At 63.8% G+C, this 15,850-nt stretch carries 12 protein-coding genes; all 12 read right to left on the minus strand.

Annotated features, from left to right (window positions below; genetic code table 11):
* Positions 1-17: 17 nt before the first annotated feature.
* The 12 genes from ACT7DK_RS17200 to murC all read right to left on the minus strand — a co-directional run bounded on the left by ACT7DK_RS17200 (position 18) and on the right by murC (position 15,847).
* Positions 18-2,285, minus strand: coding sequence for a DUF6351 family protein (locus tag ACT7DK_RS17200; RefSeq protein ID WP_445401302.1), 2,268 nt, complete (start codon positions 2,283-2,285; stop codon positions 18-20).
* A gap of 240 nt (positions 2,286-2,525) precedes the next feature.
* The gene (gene rraB / locus ACT7DK_RS17205; RefSeq protein ID WP_445401304.1) at positions 2,526-2,870 is read right to left on the minus strand and encodes a ribonuclease E inhibitor RraB; all 345 of its coding nucleotides are present in this window, start codon (positions 2,868-2,870) and stop codon (positions 2,526-2,528) included.
* Between the two features lie 36 nt (positions 2,871-2,906).
* Positions 2,907-3,626 (minus strand): 1-acylglycerol-3-phosphate O-acyltransferase, encoded by a 720-nt coding sequence (locus tag ACT7DK_RS17210; protein WP_445401306.1) that lies wholly within the window; start codon positions 3,624-3,626, stop codon positions 2,907-2,909.
* A 116-nt stretch (positions 3,627-3,742) separates the two neighbouring features.
* Complete coding sequence (locus tag ACT7DK_RS17215; protein ID WP_445401308.1) at positions 3,743-5,410, minus strand: methyl-accepting chemotaxis protein; 1,668 nt, start codon at positions 5,408-5,410, stop codon at positions 3,743-3,745.
* 164 nt (positions 5,411-5,574) lie between these two features.
* A complete protein-coding gene (gene secA / locus ACT7DK_RS17220; protein ID WP_445401310.1) occupies positions 5,575-8,316 on the minus strand; it encodes a preprotein translocase subunit SecA in 2,742 nt (913 codons plus the stop codon).
* Between the two features lie 54 nt (positions 8,317-8,370).
* Entirely contained in the window at positions 8,371-9,219 is an 849-nt protein-coding gene (locus ACT7DK_RS17225; RefSeq protein ID WP_445401312.1) for a M23 family metallopeptidase, read from the minus strand.
* A gap of 63 nt (positions 9,220-9,282) precedes the next feature.
* Positions 9,283-10,206: a UDP-3-O-acyl-N-acetylglucosamine deacetylase gene (lpxC, locus tag ACT7DK_RS17230; protein ID WP_445401314.1), complete on the minus strand. Its 924-nt coding sequence runs from the start codon at positions 10,204-10,206 to the stop codon at positions 9,283-9,285.
* 97 nt (positions 10,207-10,303) lie between these two features.
* A complete protein-coding gene (gene ftsZ / locus ACT7DK_RS17235) occupies positions 10,304-11,443 on the minus strand; it encodes a cell division protein FtsZ (protein ID WP_445401316.1) in 1,140 nt (379 codons plus the stop codon).
* A 41-nt stretch (positions 11,444-11,484) separates the two neighbouring features.
* Positions 11,485-12,741, minus strand: coding sequence for a cell division protein FtsA (gene ftsA, locus ACT7DK_RS17240; RefSeq protein WP_445401318.1), 1,257 nt, complete (start codon positions 12,739-12,741; stop codon positions 11,485-11,487).
* Entirely contained in the window at positions 12,701-13,468 is a 768-nt protein-coding gene (locus tag ACT7DK_RS17245) for a cell division protein FtsQ/DivIB (protein WP_445401320.1), read from the minus strand. The genes ftsA and ACT7DK_RS17245 overlap by 41 nt, the downstream gene beginning before the upstream one ends.
* 1 nt (position 13,469) lies before the next feature.
* On the minus strand, positions 13,470-14,387 hold the full coding sequence (locus tag ACT7DK_RS17250) for a D-alanine--D-alanine ligase (RefSeq protein WP_445401322.1): 918 nt from the start codon (positions 14,385-14,387) through the stop codon (positions 13,470-13,472).
* Positions 14,384-15,847, minus strand: a complete 1,464-nt coding sequence (gene murC / locus ACT7DK_RS17255; RefSeq protein ID WP_445401324.1) for a UDP-N-acetylmuramate--L-alanine ligase — start codon at positions 15,845-15,847, stop codon at positions 14,384-14,386. Before murC ends, ACT7DK_RS17250 begins: the two co-directional genes overlap by 4 nt.
* Between the last annotated feature and the right edge of the window lie 3 nt (positions 15,848-15,850).

The raw sequence follows: 15,850 nt of genomic DNA on the forward strand, positions 1-15,850 counted from the left end.
CTTCTCGCATGACGCCACTATAGCACGGACGCCAGCCCCAGCTCAGCGTCCGACGGGCGCGCCACATCGCCCCGGCTGTAGTCGCATACCCCTTCGGGGAACACCTTTTCCAGCATGGCCAAGTGGGGGCGCATGTCGAGATCGCCGTAGAAGCCCCGGACGATCGCCTCTTCCACCGGGATCAGGGCGCACTTGAACAGCTCGCCGGTGAGCGGCGCGCCGGCCACGTTGCGGGGCGACCGGTAGGGAGGATAATGGGCCAGGCAGGCACCGGTGTTCGGATCACCCCGCCAAGCGCCGTTCCACACCTCCTCGCCCTCGGCGATCAGCTCGCCGGTGTCGGTCCAGCAAGCATCCCGGGCCGAGGCCGGCCTTTGCCCCGTGGTCAGCCATTCGTCCAACACCTCGAAGGCTTTGTCGCTGGGGTTGTAGGGTTTACCGCTCTGCCAGATCACCATGTTGTCGGTGTTGCCCCGGGCCGCCCTGATCCGCAGCCAGGATGACAGGGTGGCGTAGGAATGGTGCATGTCGAGCTCGTTGTCCAGATAGTGGCGCAGATCGATCACCGGAATATCGATATCCCCGAGGAACACATGGCCGGAACGGTAGGCGGCGGCCATGGCGGCCATGTCCCCCCGGCTGCGGGGCGCGGTCTTGACCAGCCCCACCTGGTTCCGCTCGAATACCCTGAGCGGAACCGGGCTGCCCGGGGTCTTCTGCATGTTGTGATCGCTCCAAATGGAAACCCCCGCCAGGCTGTCGTCGCCGGTCAGCACCCAGAGCCTTTCCTGCACCATGTCCTTGGGTGCCTTCCAACTGCCGATATTGGCATTGAGGTGAAAGAATTCCGCCGGACTTATCTGTCCCTGTCGCAGCGCATCCAGGCCATACTGGACCCCGGTGTTATCGTGGGTGCGGTAGGCATAGCCGTTTTCGTCCACCCCGTAGACATGGGCCAAATCGTGCCAATGGCTGAAACGCTCTCCCTTGGCCACCGCCGGAGCGTAATGATGGGCCCGGTGGGAATAGTGGGGGTTGTTGGTCAGGGGAGCCAGCCCGCGCCAGCTCTTGGAGCACTCGGTCGCTCCCGGCGGCAGGCTGGGCAGGCGCAGGCCAAAACCGGCCATCCGCGCCCAGCGGTAGTATTTCTTGAATTCGTGCTCCACCTCGCTGCTGGCCGCCACTCCCATCACCAGGCCGCGGTTTTCCTGCGCCTGCCAGCGCTGGTTATCCCGGGCGGTGACGTCGAAGTAGTATTCAAACAACTCGCAGTCGAGCGCCCAGATGCTCTGGGTGATCATGTCCGGGTAGCTGTACTGGGGAATGAGGGCATCGAGCAGGCCGGGCTTGTTCTGGGCAAACAGGTACTGTTGCACGGCACCGCCGGAGCCGCCGATACCGACGGTGTAGTCGGGCTGGCCGTAACGGGCCACAAACTGGGCCTTGACCATCTCGGCGGTGTTGGCCGCCAGCCACATGTTGTAGTGGTTGCTGGTGACGTTGCCGCTGGAGCCGGCCAGGGCGTAGCCCTGGGCCAGCTGGGTGATCAGCCGGCTGCCCACCCTGCCCAGGCTCATCTTGCCCTGGCGCTTGCCGATGCCCACTCCGCCCTTGAAGTGATAGATGAGCTTTTTATTCCAGTAGGGACTGTGCGTGTCGGACACCGGCGCCCGCGGATCGGCCAGCATGGCGAGCACGTAGATGAAGCGATTGATGGTCCCCCGCTCCACCCTGAGCACGAAGGGAATGCGGCTGCCCTGCCAGTCCAGCCAGGCCATATCCTCCGGCATCTCCTCATCGGGCCAGGGCTTGAAGTCGTCACGCCCTTCCACCTTGTAGAAGTAGTCCACCCGGGTCGGCAGCAGGCAGTCCTTGCTGTGCCCGAGCAGGCTTTGCTTGTCCTTGACCCCGTCCCGCTCCTCGAATACCGGCATGCCGATGCCCTCCCGGTTGTCCACCAGGGGCTGGCCCAGATCCGAATCCTCGGTGTTGCAGGCGAAGGGATATTGCAGGGGGCCGAGCGAGGTATCCACCGGTCCCACCTGCCCCGGTAATATGGGAAAATCGAAGCCGGACAGATCCAGGGGCACCAGGGAGGCGTGGGGACCCTCATAAGGCGCGCGAGGGGCGGCGGGATCATAGCCAGGGGGCAAGGCCTCCACCACCAGCTCCGGGGGCTCCGGCAGCAGATGCCGGCCCAGCCGGGCCTGGAACTCGCTGCAGCCGTTCAGCCCGAACAGGCTGGCCAACAAGAAATACAGAGGTAGGGTGCGGGCCCGGTCCATGGCGCTCTCCTTTTTCCATACTGTCTTGGATAAGGGTAGACAATGGAGAGGCCGCCCACCGGGAGCGGAACGATAAAAATCCCCTTGCACTGCGCCACAAAGCGGCTACGGTGGCGCCATGCCGCGGACAGGAGTCAGCGCTGGACACTGCCGTTGCGCTTCGTTACCCCTATCGCCTCCACCGGACTGGGCCTGCGGCTCAGGCTCCTGGTGCGGGAAACCGATGCCGCCCAGGGCTGATCACTCCTCGAAGTAGGTGCCCCAGCCGTCGTATTCGATGCCGTACCTGGCGGCGATGGGCAGCAGTTGTTCCACCTGGGCCATGATGGCTTCCTCGGTCAGGGGGCCGTCCTTCACCGCGTCGAAGCAGAGCAGCACCTGGCCCCGCTCCAGGGTCAGCTCCTCGGCGTCGGTCACCTCGAAGCCGGCCTTGAAACAGTCCACCGCCGCCTTCTCCAGGCGGTTGAAGTCCTGGCCGGAGAAATGATGCTCTATGGTGTATTCCGCATCCGGGTTGCTGCCGTCCTCCAGCAGGGAGGCGATAATCTCGCGGGTTTCTTCCCGCCAGTCTTGCTGTTCAGTCATATGGGGCTCCTGGGCCGGCTACGGGGTGGAAAAAACTTAGGGACGGCGCGCTTCGCTGTCCAGTGCCTGAATGCGATCAGCAATCAGCTGGCGGCTGTGCTTGAGCAGCTCGCGCAGCTGGGCCGGCTCGTACGGCTCGACATCGATGGGCGGCATGATCTCGATCAGCACCTCGCCGTTGTCCCAGCGGTTCAGATCCACCTGGCCGAAATAGCTGGAGCAGGCGATGGGGACGATGGGCACCCGGGCCTGCAGGGCGATGTGAAAGGCGCCGGTCTTGAACGGCAAGAGGCCCTTGCCCTGACTGCGGGTCCCCTCGGGGAACATCCAGATCGACATGCGCTTGTGGCGAATCTTGTCCACCACCGTGCCTATGGTGCCGGCGGCCTTGGCCTTGTTCTCCCGGTTGATCAGCAGGTTGCCGCTCAACCAGAACAACTGGCCGAACAACGGGAGCCAGAACAGTGCCTTCTTACCGATGGCTACGGTGCGCGGCATCACCACCCCCGGGTGGACGATGATGTCCCAGTTACTCTGGTGGTTGGCGATATAAACCGCCGACTCGAGCCCCGCGACATGTTCCAGCCCACGGATCCTGACCTTGAGTCCCACCAGGGGACAGGCCTTGTGGAACAGCCTGCCGAGCAGGTAGACGTTGTTGGGATGACGGGGACGCAGCAGACACAACAGGGTGCCCAGTACAAAGACCACTATCATGGCCAGGGCCAGCACTAGCAGCCGCAGCAACTTCAACATGAAGGAACCTCGCGTTAAGAGAGGCAGCAGTATACTGAGGGGACCCGGAGGGAACAAGGCCGGTCGCCCTGGTCGGGGCAGGCCGAGGCGGGCGTACCCGCCTCGGCCTGTGCCGATCAGGACAGCCCGGGCTCGCCCCGCTCCAGGCGGAAGCCCTGCACCGCCAGCTGCAGTTGTTCGGCCAGCTGGGCCAGTTCGCGGCTGGCGCTGGCGGTCTGCTCGGCGCCGGCCGCGGTCTCCCCGCCCATGGCGTGGATATTGGAGATATTGCGGCTGATGTCCTCGGTGACAGCCGCCTGCTGGTCCACGGCGCTGGCGATTTGGGTGTTCATGTCGTGGATGGTCTGCACCGCCCGGCTGATATGCTCCAGGGCCTGCTCCGCCTCCCGCGCCTGGACCACCGTCTGCTCAGCCTGGCCGCGGCCGTTGACCATGGCGGACATGGCCTGCTCCGCGTCCGTCTGCAGCCGGGTGATGGTGGCCACTATCTCCTGGGACGACTGCTGGGTCTGGGCCGCCAGGTTGCGCACCTCCTCGGCCACCACCGCGAACCCCCGCCCCTGCTCGCCGGCCCGGGCCGCCTCGATGGCGGCGTTCAGCGCCAGCAGGTTGGTTCTGTCGGCAATCTCCTGGATCACCTGCACCACCGAGCTTATCCGGGTGCTGCTGTCGGACAGGGACTGCACCACCTGGCCGGTGGAGGCCACGTCCTCCGCCAGCCGGGTAATGGAGGCGACCGTCTGCTGGACCACCCGTTTGCCCTGTTCGGCCGCCTCATGAGCGAAACGGGCGGATTCGGCCGCCTGGCCGGTGTTATGGGACACTTCCTGCACGGTGGCGGACATCTGGTTGATGGCGGTGGCCACCTGCTCGGTATCCTGCTGCTGGCGCCCCAGGTTGCTGCTGGTTTGCAGCGACACCGCCGAAGTCTCCTCCGCCGCCGAGGCCAGGCTGGCGCTGGACTGGTTGATCTGGCCAATCAACTCGCGCAGCTTGTCGGTCATATGGTGCAGCCGGGCATAGACGCCCTCGGTGCCGGGGGCGAAACGCAGGCTGAGATCGCCGGCGGCGATGCTGGTCGCCACCCGCGCCATCTCGCCGGGCTCGGCCCCCAGGGGTTGCAGTACGGCGCGCTGCAGGGCCCAGCCCAGGGCCAGGCTGAGCAGCACCAACAGCAGGGACATGGCCACCATGACCGCGATCATCAGCCGGTTCCGCTCCTGGGCGGCGGCGATGTCCCGATCCAGCCGCTGCAGCAGCGAGGTGATGAACTGGTTCACCGACTCCAGCATCAGATCGCGCTGCTGATCATAGGAGGTGTTGAAGACTTTCTGCCGGGCTTCCTGGGCATGGCCGGCGACCATCAGCCGGATCGCCTCGTCTTCCAGCCGGGCCATGGTGAGGGTAGCCTGCCGCCCCTTTTCCAGCAGCGTCTGCTCCTCTGGCTTCAGATCCATGTCCCGCAGCATCTGCTCATTGGAGAGGGTCCTGCCATCGACTCGGGGACGCTTCCCCTCGGTCATGGCCAGCACATTGTGATAGGCGGCCAGCTCTCGATCCGAACTGGTTGACACATAGTTCCGGATCCGTGAGGACAATTCCGAGGACATGATCCGCAGCAGGTTGGCGGAATTGAAATAATCGAAGCGTTTCTGCTGGGCCTGCTGGACACCCTGCTGGGACTGCAGCAGCAGATAGAGGACGCCGCTCAACACCAGCGCAAAGGTCAGCACCACCCCGAAAATCAGCCGGATAATGGCCTTGAGGGTCAAATTGCCCGTCATTCTGTTCTCCCACCCCTGATATAAAAGTAAACATAATTGGATACATAATTCCACCAATTATGCGCCAATTGTAATCAAAGTGAAACATACAGATGACGCCGTCGCCGCCGGAGCCGGGAACGAAGAAGCCGCCCGGAGGCGGCTTCTTCGATGGCGGAAAGGGCTCAGCTCAGCTTGCCGTGGCACTGCTTGTATTTCTTGCCCGAACCACAGGGACAGGGATCGTTGCGACCGATCTTCTCCCCTTCCCGCACGAACGGCGCCGCCTCGGCACCCGCCTGCGGGCTTGCCGCCCTGACCGGCTGGCCTTCTGCCAGGGGGTTTTCCGCCTCGGCGTGGCTGTAGCTCTGGGGCAGGCGCTCGGCCGCCTCGCGCCGCTTGGCTTCCGCCGCCTCCACTTCTTCCTGGGTCTGCACCCGTACCCGGCTGAGGATACTGACCACCTCCCGCTTGAGGTTGTCCAGCAACTGGGTGAACAGCTCGTAGGACTCGCGCTTGTATTCCTGTTTGGGGTTCTTCTGGGCATAGCCGCGCAGGTGGATGCCCTGGCGCAGGTGATCCATGGCCGCCAGGTGCTCCTTCCACAGGGTGTCCAGCGTCTGCAGCATCACCGACGTCTCGAACTGGCGCAGCACCGGCGCCCCCACTACGGCCTCCTTGTCGACATAGGCCTGGGCCGCCGCCGCCAGGATACGCTCGCGCAGTTGCTCGTCGTGCAGCCGCTCATCCTGCTTGAGCCAGTCACCGATGGGCAGCTCCAGGGCGAAATCTCCCTTCAGCCGCTGCTCCAAGCCGGGCACATCCCACATTTCCTCCAGCGACTGGGGTGGGATATATTCGTCGATAACGGTGTTGAACACGTCGTCGCGGATGACGTCTATGGTCTCCTTGATGTCACCGGAATCCAGCAGCTCGTTACGCTGCTCGTACACCACCTTGCGCTGGTCGTTGGCCACGTCGTCGAATTCCAGCAGGTTCTTGCGGATATCGAAGTTGCGGGTTTCCACCTTGCGCTGGGCGTTTTCGATGGCCCGGGTCACCCAGGGGTGTTCGATGGCCTCGCCCTCTTCCATGCCCAGCTTCTTCATCATGGTGGTGACCCGCTCGGAGGCGAAAATCCGCATCAGGGCGTCCTCCATCGACAGGTAGAAACGGCTGGAACCCGGATCGCCCTGACGGCCCGCCCGTCCCCGCAACTGGTTGTCGATACGGCGCGACTCGTGCCGCTCGGTGCCGATGATGTGCAAACCACCGGCCGTGATCACCGCCTGGTGGCGCTGCTGCCAGTCGGCCTTGATGGCGGCGCTCTGCTCCGGCGTGGGGTTGTCCAAGGCCTCTATCTCCGCCAACCAGTTGCCCCCCAGCACGATGTCGGTGCCCCGGCCCGCCATGTTGGTGGCGATGGTCACGGTGCCGGCCCGGCCGGCCTGGGCGATGATCTCCGCCTCCTTGGCGTGGAACTTGGCGTTGAGCACCTGGTGCTTGATGCCTTCCTGCTTGAGGATGTGGGACAGCAGCTCGGAGTTCTCAATGGAAACCGTGCCTACCAGCACCGGCTGGCCCCGCTCGACACAGTCCTTGATGTCGGCGACGATGGCCTTGTACTTCTCGGCGGCGGTGAGGTACACCAGATCCCCCATGTCCTTGCGGACCATGGGCCTGTTGGTGGGGATCACCACCGTCTCCAGGCCGTAGATATGCTGGAACTCGAAGGCTTCGGTATCGGCGGTCCCCGTCATGCCCGCCAGCTTCTCGTACAGGCGGAAATAGTTCTGGAAGGTGATCGAGGCCAGGGTCTGGTTCTCGTTCTGGATCTTGACCCCCTCCTTGGCCTCCACCGCCTGGTGCAGACCCTCGGACCAGCGCCGGCCCGGCATGGTGCGTCCGGTGTGTTCATCGACGATGATCACCTCGTTGTCCTGCACTATGTAGTCCACGTTGCGCTCGAACAGGGTGTGGGCGCGCAGGCCGGCGTTGACGTGGGCCAACAGGGTGATGTTGCCGGCGGAAAACAGGGAGTCCTCCTCCGCCAGCAGGCCCATGCGCTTGAGTTCTTCCTCCACGAAGATCTGGCCGTTCTCGGTGAGCAGGGCCTGCTTGTTCTTCTCGTCCACCGTATAGTGGCCGTCACCGGTGTATTCCTCGGTGTCTTCCTTGTCCTGCTTGACCAGCCTGGGGATCAGGGTGTTGACACGCATATAGAGTTCGGAACTGTCTTCCGCCGGGCCGGAGATGATGAGCGGGGTACGGGCCTCGTCGATCAGCACCGAGTCCACCTCGTCCACCAGGGCGTAATAGAGGGGACGCTGCACCCGTTGCTGGGGGGTGAAGGCCATGTTGTCGCGCAGGTAATCGAAGCCGAATTCGTTGTTGGTGCCATAGGTGATGTCGCAGGCATAGGCATCCCGCTTCTCCTGGTGGCTCATGCCCGGCAGGTTGCAGCCCACGGTCAGGCCGAGGAACTCGAACAGCGGCCGGTTGCCTTCGGCGTCCCGGCGCGCCAGGTAGTCGTTCACCGTCACCACGTGTACGCCGCGGCCGGTCAGGGCGTTGAGGTAGACCGGCAGGGTCCCGGTCAGGGTCTTGCCTTCCCCGGTCTTCATTTCCGCGATCTGGTTGTGGTGCAGCACCATGCCGCCGATCATCTGTACGTCGAAGTGACGCATCTCGAAGATCCGCTTGGAGGCCTCGCGTACCGTGGCGAACGCTTCCGGCAGCAATTGCTCGAGGCTTTCCCCCTGCTCCAGCCGGGCACGGAACTCGGCGGTCTTGGCCTGCAGCTCGGCATCGGACAGGGCCTCGAACTTGGGCTCCATGGCATTGATTTCGTTGACAACTTTTCGCAGCCGCTTGAGGGTTCTGTCGTTACGGCTGCCTATTATCTTGGTGAAGAGTTTGGTAATCATGCTTGGCCAATAGTGATGTTGGAAGACAAGGCTCCACCCCGGTGGAGCCGAAAACTAGTTGGGCAAGAAGCGCGCCGGATCCAGCTGCTTGTTCCCTTTCAGTACTTCATAATGCAAATGGACCCCGGTCGCCCGACCGGTCCGCCCCATCAGGGCGATATGCTGGCCCTGTTCCACATACTGGCCCACCTCGACCAGCTTGGTATCCACATGAGCATAACGGGTTACCCAGCCCTGGCCATGATTGATCTCAACCAGGCCGCCGAAAGCGGGATGATGATCGACTGTGCTGACCACGCCGGCGGCGGTGGCGGCGATCGGCTGTCCCAGTTTACCGGAAAAATCCACGCCCTTGTGCCAGCGGGTCCGGCCGGTGAAGGGATCCCGCCGCTGGCCGAAGCCGGAGCTGAGACGGCCGCGGCCATCGGGCACCGGATGCCCCTGGATCTGGGTAATCTCGTTTATATGGAGATTAAGCAACAGAGATTCAAGGGCAGCCAGGGTCATGCCGTATTCCCGGCTCTGTTCCGCCAACTGGGCCAGTCCCTGATGCAGCTCGGCAAAACCGTTGAAAGGTCGCTTGAGCAGGTTGGGATCCAGCCGTTGCAGGCTGATCTCGTCGCCCAGATCGTAATCGTTCACCAGCCGCTGGCCTACCGCCGTCAACTGGCCCAGATCCGCCTGCAACTGGCCCAGGCGCTGGCCGATGCGCTTGAGCTGCTGCTGCTGGCTGCGCTGCTGCTGTTCAAGCTGGCGGGCGAGCTGAAGGTTTTGTTGCTGGGTGTTTTGCCACTGACTGTACAGGTAGAGGGCCAGCGGCAGCTGCAGCAGCGCCAGCACCACAAACAGCCGGTAGAACAGGGGGCGCGAGGGCGCAGAAGCAAGAGCGGGATTGGTCATCATTTACACTACGGAGGAAAAAACGAGACACGCCGGCGCGGAGAGATGCCGGCGTGTCGGGGCAGGTCAGGCGGGGCTGAAGGCGCTGTCGTAGTAACGGATCGGCGATTCGGCTCCCTGCTCGCCAAAGGTCACGATTTCCCAGGCCTCGGCGTTGGCCAGCAAGGCCCGCAGCAGACTGTTGTTCAGGGCATGGCCGGTCTTGTAGGCGCGGAACTCGCCCAGAATGCTGTGGTTGCACATGTAGAGGTCGCCGATGGCGTCCAGCATCTTGTGCTTGACGAACTCGTTGGGGTAACGCAGGCCATCTTCGTTCAGCACCTTATAGTCGTCCAGCACCACGGCGTTCTCCAGGCTGCCGCCCAGGGCCAGGTTCTGGGAATGCAGGTACTCGATGTCGCGCATGAAACCGAAGGTCCGGGCCCGGCTCAGCTCCTTGACGAAGGCCGCGCCGGAAAAATCCAGCACCAGGTGCTGGCTCTGGCCTTCGAACACCGGGTGCTTGAAGTCGATGGTCAGATCCATCTTGAAGCCACGGTGCCAGGGCCGGAATTCCGCCCACTTGTCGCCATCTTCCACCCGAACCGGCTTCTTGATGCGGATGAAACGCTTGAGCGCGTTCAGCTCGCGAATGCCGCCGGACTGCAGCAGATAGATGAAGGGGTGGGAGCTGCCATCCATCACCGGCACCTCGGGGGCATCTACCTCGATATAGAGGTTATCGATGCCCAGCCCCGCCAGCGCCGCCGACAGGTGCTCTATGGTCGACACCCGAACGCCTTGCTCGTTGACCAGGGCGGTGCAGAGCATGGTGTCCTTGACCAGGGCGGCGTCGGCCCGGATCTCCACCTGGGGATCCAGATCGGTACGACGAAACACTATACCTGTGTTGGCCGGCGCAGGTACGAAGGTCATCTGCACCTTGTGCCCGGAATGCAGGCCGATTCCGGTGGCCCGCACGGTATTTTTCAGGGTTCGTTGTCTAATCATAAGGGTACCCGCAAGTCAAAAAGGCCCGGTCCGAACCAAATTCAAATGGTCAGACATGCTAGCACAATAATCCGCCTACGCCAATTGAGAGCTGTTCTCAGTCGGCCTGCTTGCGCAGGAAGGCCGGGATATCCAGGTAGTCCAGATCGGTCTTGGCCTGGGTGTTGTCGGCGTTGACCGCCAGCTTGCCGGCCTGCTCTTCCCGCACGCTGTCCATGCGGCGCATGCCGTTGTCGTCCCGGCTGCTACCGGACTTCACCAGGGTGATGTCCGGCTTGCGCTCGGCGCCGATACCGGTAGCCACCACGGTCACCCGCAGTTCGTCGGTGATCTCCGGATCCAGGACGGTGCCCACCACCACGGTGGCGTTTTCGGAGGCGAAGGCCTTGACCGCGTTGCCCACGGTTTCGAACTCCTCGATGGTCATGTCGAGGCCGGCGGTGATGTTCACCAGTATGCCCCGGGCGCCGGCCAGATCCACGTCTTCCAGCAAGGGGCTGGAGATGGCCTTCTCGGCGGCTTCTTCGGCGCGGTCTTCACCGGTGGCGCTGCCGGTACCCATCATGGCGGTGCCCATCTCCCGCATCACGGTGCGCACGTCGGCGAAGTCGACGTTGATGAGCCCCGGACGGGTGATCAGCTCGGCGATGCCCTGCACCGCGCCCAGCAGCACATTATTGGCGGCCTTGAAGGCGTCCAGCAGGGAGATGCCGCGGCCCAGTACCTTGAGCAGCTTGTCGTTGGGGATGGTGATCAGCGAATCGACGTGCTTGGCCAGCTCGTTGATACCCTGCTGGGCGTAATTCATCCGCTTCTTGCCCTCGAAGGCGAAAGGCTTGGTCACCACCGCCACCGTGAGGATGCCCAGCTCCTTGGCCACTTCCGCCACCACGGGCGCGGCGCCGGTACCGGTACCGCCGCCCATGCCGGCGGCGATGAACACCATGTCGGCACCATCCAGCAGATCGCGGATGGCATCCTTGTCTTCCAGCGCCGCATCCCGCCCCACTTCCGGATTGGCGCCGGCGCCCAGGCCCTTGGTAATGGCACTGCCGACCTGCAATGTGGTATCGGCGCTGGAGTTGCGCAGCGCCTGGGCATCGGTGTTGATGGCCAGGAACTCCACCCCTTCCAGGTTCTCGCGCACCATGTGCTCGACGGCGTTGCCGCCGCCGCCACCGACGCCCACCACCTTAATGACGGCTTCCTGCTCGTGATCATTCATCAGTTCAAACATAAGACTCTCTCCGCTTTGCTCTTGGATGATTCCTGCCAAGATTAAAATTCGCCACGCAGCCAGTTGCCGACCCGTTTCAGCAGCCCGGTCACGCTGGCCTTATTGTTGTAGTCCTGTTGAGGCATGGACTGGTGTTCCCGGCCGTAGTGCAACAGCCCCACGGCGGTGGAGTACACCGGTGTCTCAACGTAATCCGACAATCCCTTGACCCCGGCGGGCTGGCCGATGCGCACCTGGCACTGGAAAATCTGCTCGGCGCACTCCACCAGTCCCTCGATTTGGGCCGCCCCGCCGGTGAGCACCAGACCGGCGGCCAGTTGGTGCTTGACCCCGGCCTTTTTCAGCTCACTCTGTACCTTGCTCAGCTCCTGGTTGATCATGCCGAGCAGCTCGCTGTAGCGAGGCTCTATCACCTCGGCCAGGGTCTGGCGCTGCAGGCTGCGGGCCGGACGGCCACCCACGCTGGGCACCTCTATGGTGTCTTCCTTGCTCACCAGGCGGCTGAAGGCGCAGCCGTGCCGTACCTTGATCGCTTCCGCATCGAGCGGCGGCGTGCCGAAGGCATAGGCGATATCGCTGGTGACGGTGCTGCCCGCATAGGGGATCACCTTGGTATGACGCAGGGCGCCGCCGGTGAACACCGCCAAATCCATGGTGCCACCGCCGATATCGACTACGCATACACCCAGCTCTTTCTCGTCGTCGGTCAGCACCGCATAACTGGATGCCAAGGCGCTGAAAATAAGCTGGTCTACTCGCAGGCCCAACCGCTCCACACATTTTTCGATATTGCGCGCCATATCGTTGTGGCAGGTGATCAGGTGCACCTTGGCGTGCATGCGCACTCCCGACAGGCCGATGGGATTCTTGATCCCCTCCTGAAAGTCGATGGAGAACTCCTGGGGCAGCACGTGCAGCACCCGGTGCTCATCGGACAGCCGTACCGACTTGGCGGTGTGGATGACGTTGTCCACGTCTTCCTGGGTTACCTCCTCATCGGAAATCGGTACCATGCCGGTTTCGTTGCGGCACTCGATGTGCTTGCCCGACAGGCCCAGGTAGACGGAGGTGATCTGGCAGTCGGCCATCATCTCCGCCTCGTCCACCGCCCGCTTCAGCGACTTGACCACCGACTCCAGGTCGTTGACGCCGCCCTTGTCCATGCCCTTGGAAGAGTGGCTGCCGAGGCCGATGATGTTCAGGTCGCCGTCCGGCAGCACTTCGCCCACCAGGGCCGTTACCTTGGCCGTGCCGATATCAAGCCCGACGATCAGATTTCGTTCCGCGCTCTTGGTCATTCTCAGTCTCTTCGTCCTGCTTCCATCCCACTGCCAGCCCGGTATCGTAGCGCAGGTCTAGGTAGGCCACCCGCTCCCGCCCGACGATGCCCGGGTAGACATCAATAAATCGTTGCAACCGGGTCTCGATATCGTCCCGCCCCAGGATCAGCCGCACCCCGTTGGACAGGGTCAGCTCCCAGGAGCGCCGGGGGGTGAGATGGACCCGGTGGATCTCGTATCCCCTCGGCTGCAGAAATCGCTGCAGGAGCCGGTATTCTTTCAGTACCCGACCGGCCTCTTCATCCGGCCCGGACAGGGACACCAGATCGAGCGTGCCGTGCTCGGCCCTGAATATCTCGCCATGGGTGTTGACCATGGCATCCTGGTTCCACAGGGCCGCCACCGGCTGCTCCACGATGTAGACCCTCAGGGTATCGGGCCACTGCTTGCGCACCGACACCTGGTAGATCCAGGGCAGTGCCAGCAGTTGCTGCTGCACCCGGTCCACCTCGAGGGCGAAGAAGTTGCCCACTTCCGGCAACTCCAACACCGATTCCCGCACGGATTCCCGACTCAGATAGCGGTGCTCCCCCTGGATCAGCAGGTGGTTGACCGGCAGTTGGTTGGCCGCCGTCATCCACATCAGCAGTTGCCAGCCCGCCCACAACAGGGCCGCCAGCACCGTCAGGAAGAAGGTCAGGCCGCCGATGAACTCCAGCCGGGTGCGGGTCGCGACCGTGGCCATCTCAGTACGCCATCTCCAGCACTTCGACCACCAACTGGTCGAAGGACAGGCCGGCCACCCTGGCCGCCTTGGGCACCAGGCTGGTTTCGGTCATGCCCGGCACCGTATTCACTTCCAGCAGCCACCAGTGGCCGGCGTGATCCCGCATCAGGTCGACCCGTCCCCAACCGCTGGCGGCCACCGCCGCAAACGCCGCCAGGGAAAGCTCGCCCAGCTCCCGCTCATCCGCCTCACTCAGGCCGCAGGGACAGAGGTATTCGGTATCGCCGGACTGGTACTTGGCCGAATAATCGTAGAAATCGTGGGGGGTGCGCAGCCGGATCGCCGGCAGCGCACGCTCGCCCAGGATGCTGACGGTGTATTCGTCGCCCTCGATAAAGCTCTCGATCAGCACCTCGTCGTCAAACTTGAAGGCCTCCTCGACGGCGGTCGCCAGGGTGGCGGCGTCGGTGGCCTTGGTCATGCCGATGCTGGAGCCCTCGTGGGACGGTTTGACGAACACCGGGCCGCGGAACTGGGCCAGCAGCACCGCCGCGTCGCCGGGGTTGAAGTCGCGCTTGTGCACCACCCGGAATTCGGCGGTGGGCAATCCCATGGCCTGCCACACCTGCTTGGTGCGGATCTTGTCCATCCCCAAGGCAGCGCCCAGCACCCGGGAGCCGGTGTAGGCGATGCCCAGATGTTCCAGCGCCCCCTGCAGGGTGCCGTCTTCCCCGCCCCGTCCGTGCACCACGATAAAGGCACGTTCGAAGCCCTCGTCCTTCAGCCGGGCCAGCGGGTAGTCGCGGGTATCGATGCCGTGGGCATCCACCCCTGCCCGTACCAGACCGGCCAGCACGGCGGCGCCGGAACGCAGGGAGACTTCCCGTTCGGCGGAGCGTCCGCCGTACAACACCGCCACTTTGCCGAACTGACTCATACCTGTTCTCCCTGTTGTTTCATCGCCGCTATGGATAACTGCAGCTGGCCGAGCCGGCGCGCCAGGCCGCCCACATTGCCGGCGCCCTGGGTCAGCACCAGGTCGCCGTCTTGCAGAATGTCCGCCAGCACGGCCGGCACCTCGTCGGGACTGGCCACGTAGATGGGCTCCAGTTGGCCACGGCTGCGGATCGTGCGGCACAGGGCTCGGCTGTCGGCCCCGGGAATAGGCGCCTCGCCGGCACTGTACACCTCCAGCAGGATCAGCACATCGCTTTTCGACAGCACTTCGACAAAATCTTCATAGAGATCCCGGGTGCGGCTGTAGCGGTGGGGTTGGTAAATGGTCACCAGCCGTCGTTCGGGCCAGCCGGCGCGCACCGCGTTCTGGGTGGCGCGCACTTCACTCGGGTGATGGCCGTAGTCGTCCACCAGCTTGACCATGCCGCGGCCGCAGTCGAATTCGCCGTACTGCTGGAAGCGCCGCCCCACCCCCTCGAACTGCTTCAGGGCCGCCAGTATGGCGTCATCGCCGATGCCGTCCTCGCAGGCCACGGCGATGGCCGCCGCCGCGTTCTGGGCGTTGTGGCGGCCCGGCAGGTTGAGCTGCACGTCCAGGCAGCTGCCGTCGGGACGGCACACCCTGAAGGAGCTGTGATCCTGCTGCTGGCTGAAGCCTTCCACCCGGTAGTCGGCGTCCTCGGCGAAGCCGTAGGTCACGAACTGGCGGGCCACCCGCGGCAACATGTCGCGGATGACGCTGTCGTCGATGCAGAGCACCGCCAGGCCGTAGAAGGGCAGGTTGTGCAGGAAGTCGATGAAGGTGCCTTCCAGCTTGCTGAAGTCGCCGCCGTAGGTGTCCATGTGGTCGGCTTCGATATTGGTGACGATGGACACCATGGGTTGCAGGTGCAGGAAGGAGGCGTCGCTTTCGTCCGCCTCGGCGATCAGGTAGCGGCTGGTACCCAGGCGGGCGTTGCAGCCGGCGCTGTTGAGCAGGCCGCCGATGACGAAGGTGGGGTCCATGCCCGCCTCGCCGTAGATGCTGGCCACCAGGCTGGTGGTGGTGGTCTTGCCGTGGGTGCCGGCCACCGCCACCCCGTGGCGGAAACGCATCAGTTCGGCCAGCATCTCGGCCCGCCGTACCACCGGGATGCGCAGCTCCCGTGCCGCCAGTAGTTCGGGATTGTCGGCCTTGATGGCGGTGGACACCACCACCACGCTGGCGTCTTCCACCTGCTCGGCGGTGTGCCCCAGGTAGATGGTGGCGCCCATCGCCGCCAGCCGGTCGGTCACGGCGTTGTAGGCGATGTCGGAGCCGGAAATGACATAGCCCTCATTGGCCAATACCTCGGCAATACCGCCCATACCGGCACCGCCGATGCCGATAAAGTGGATCCGCCGCACCCGCCTCATCTCGGGCACTATGCTTCTGAGTTTTGCCAGTTCAACCTTGGTCATGCC

This window comes from Zobellella sp. An-6 (assembly GCF_052487945.1).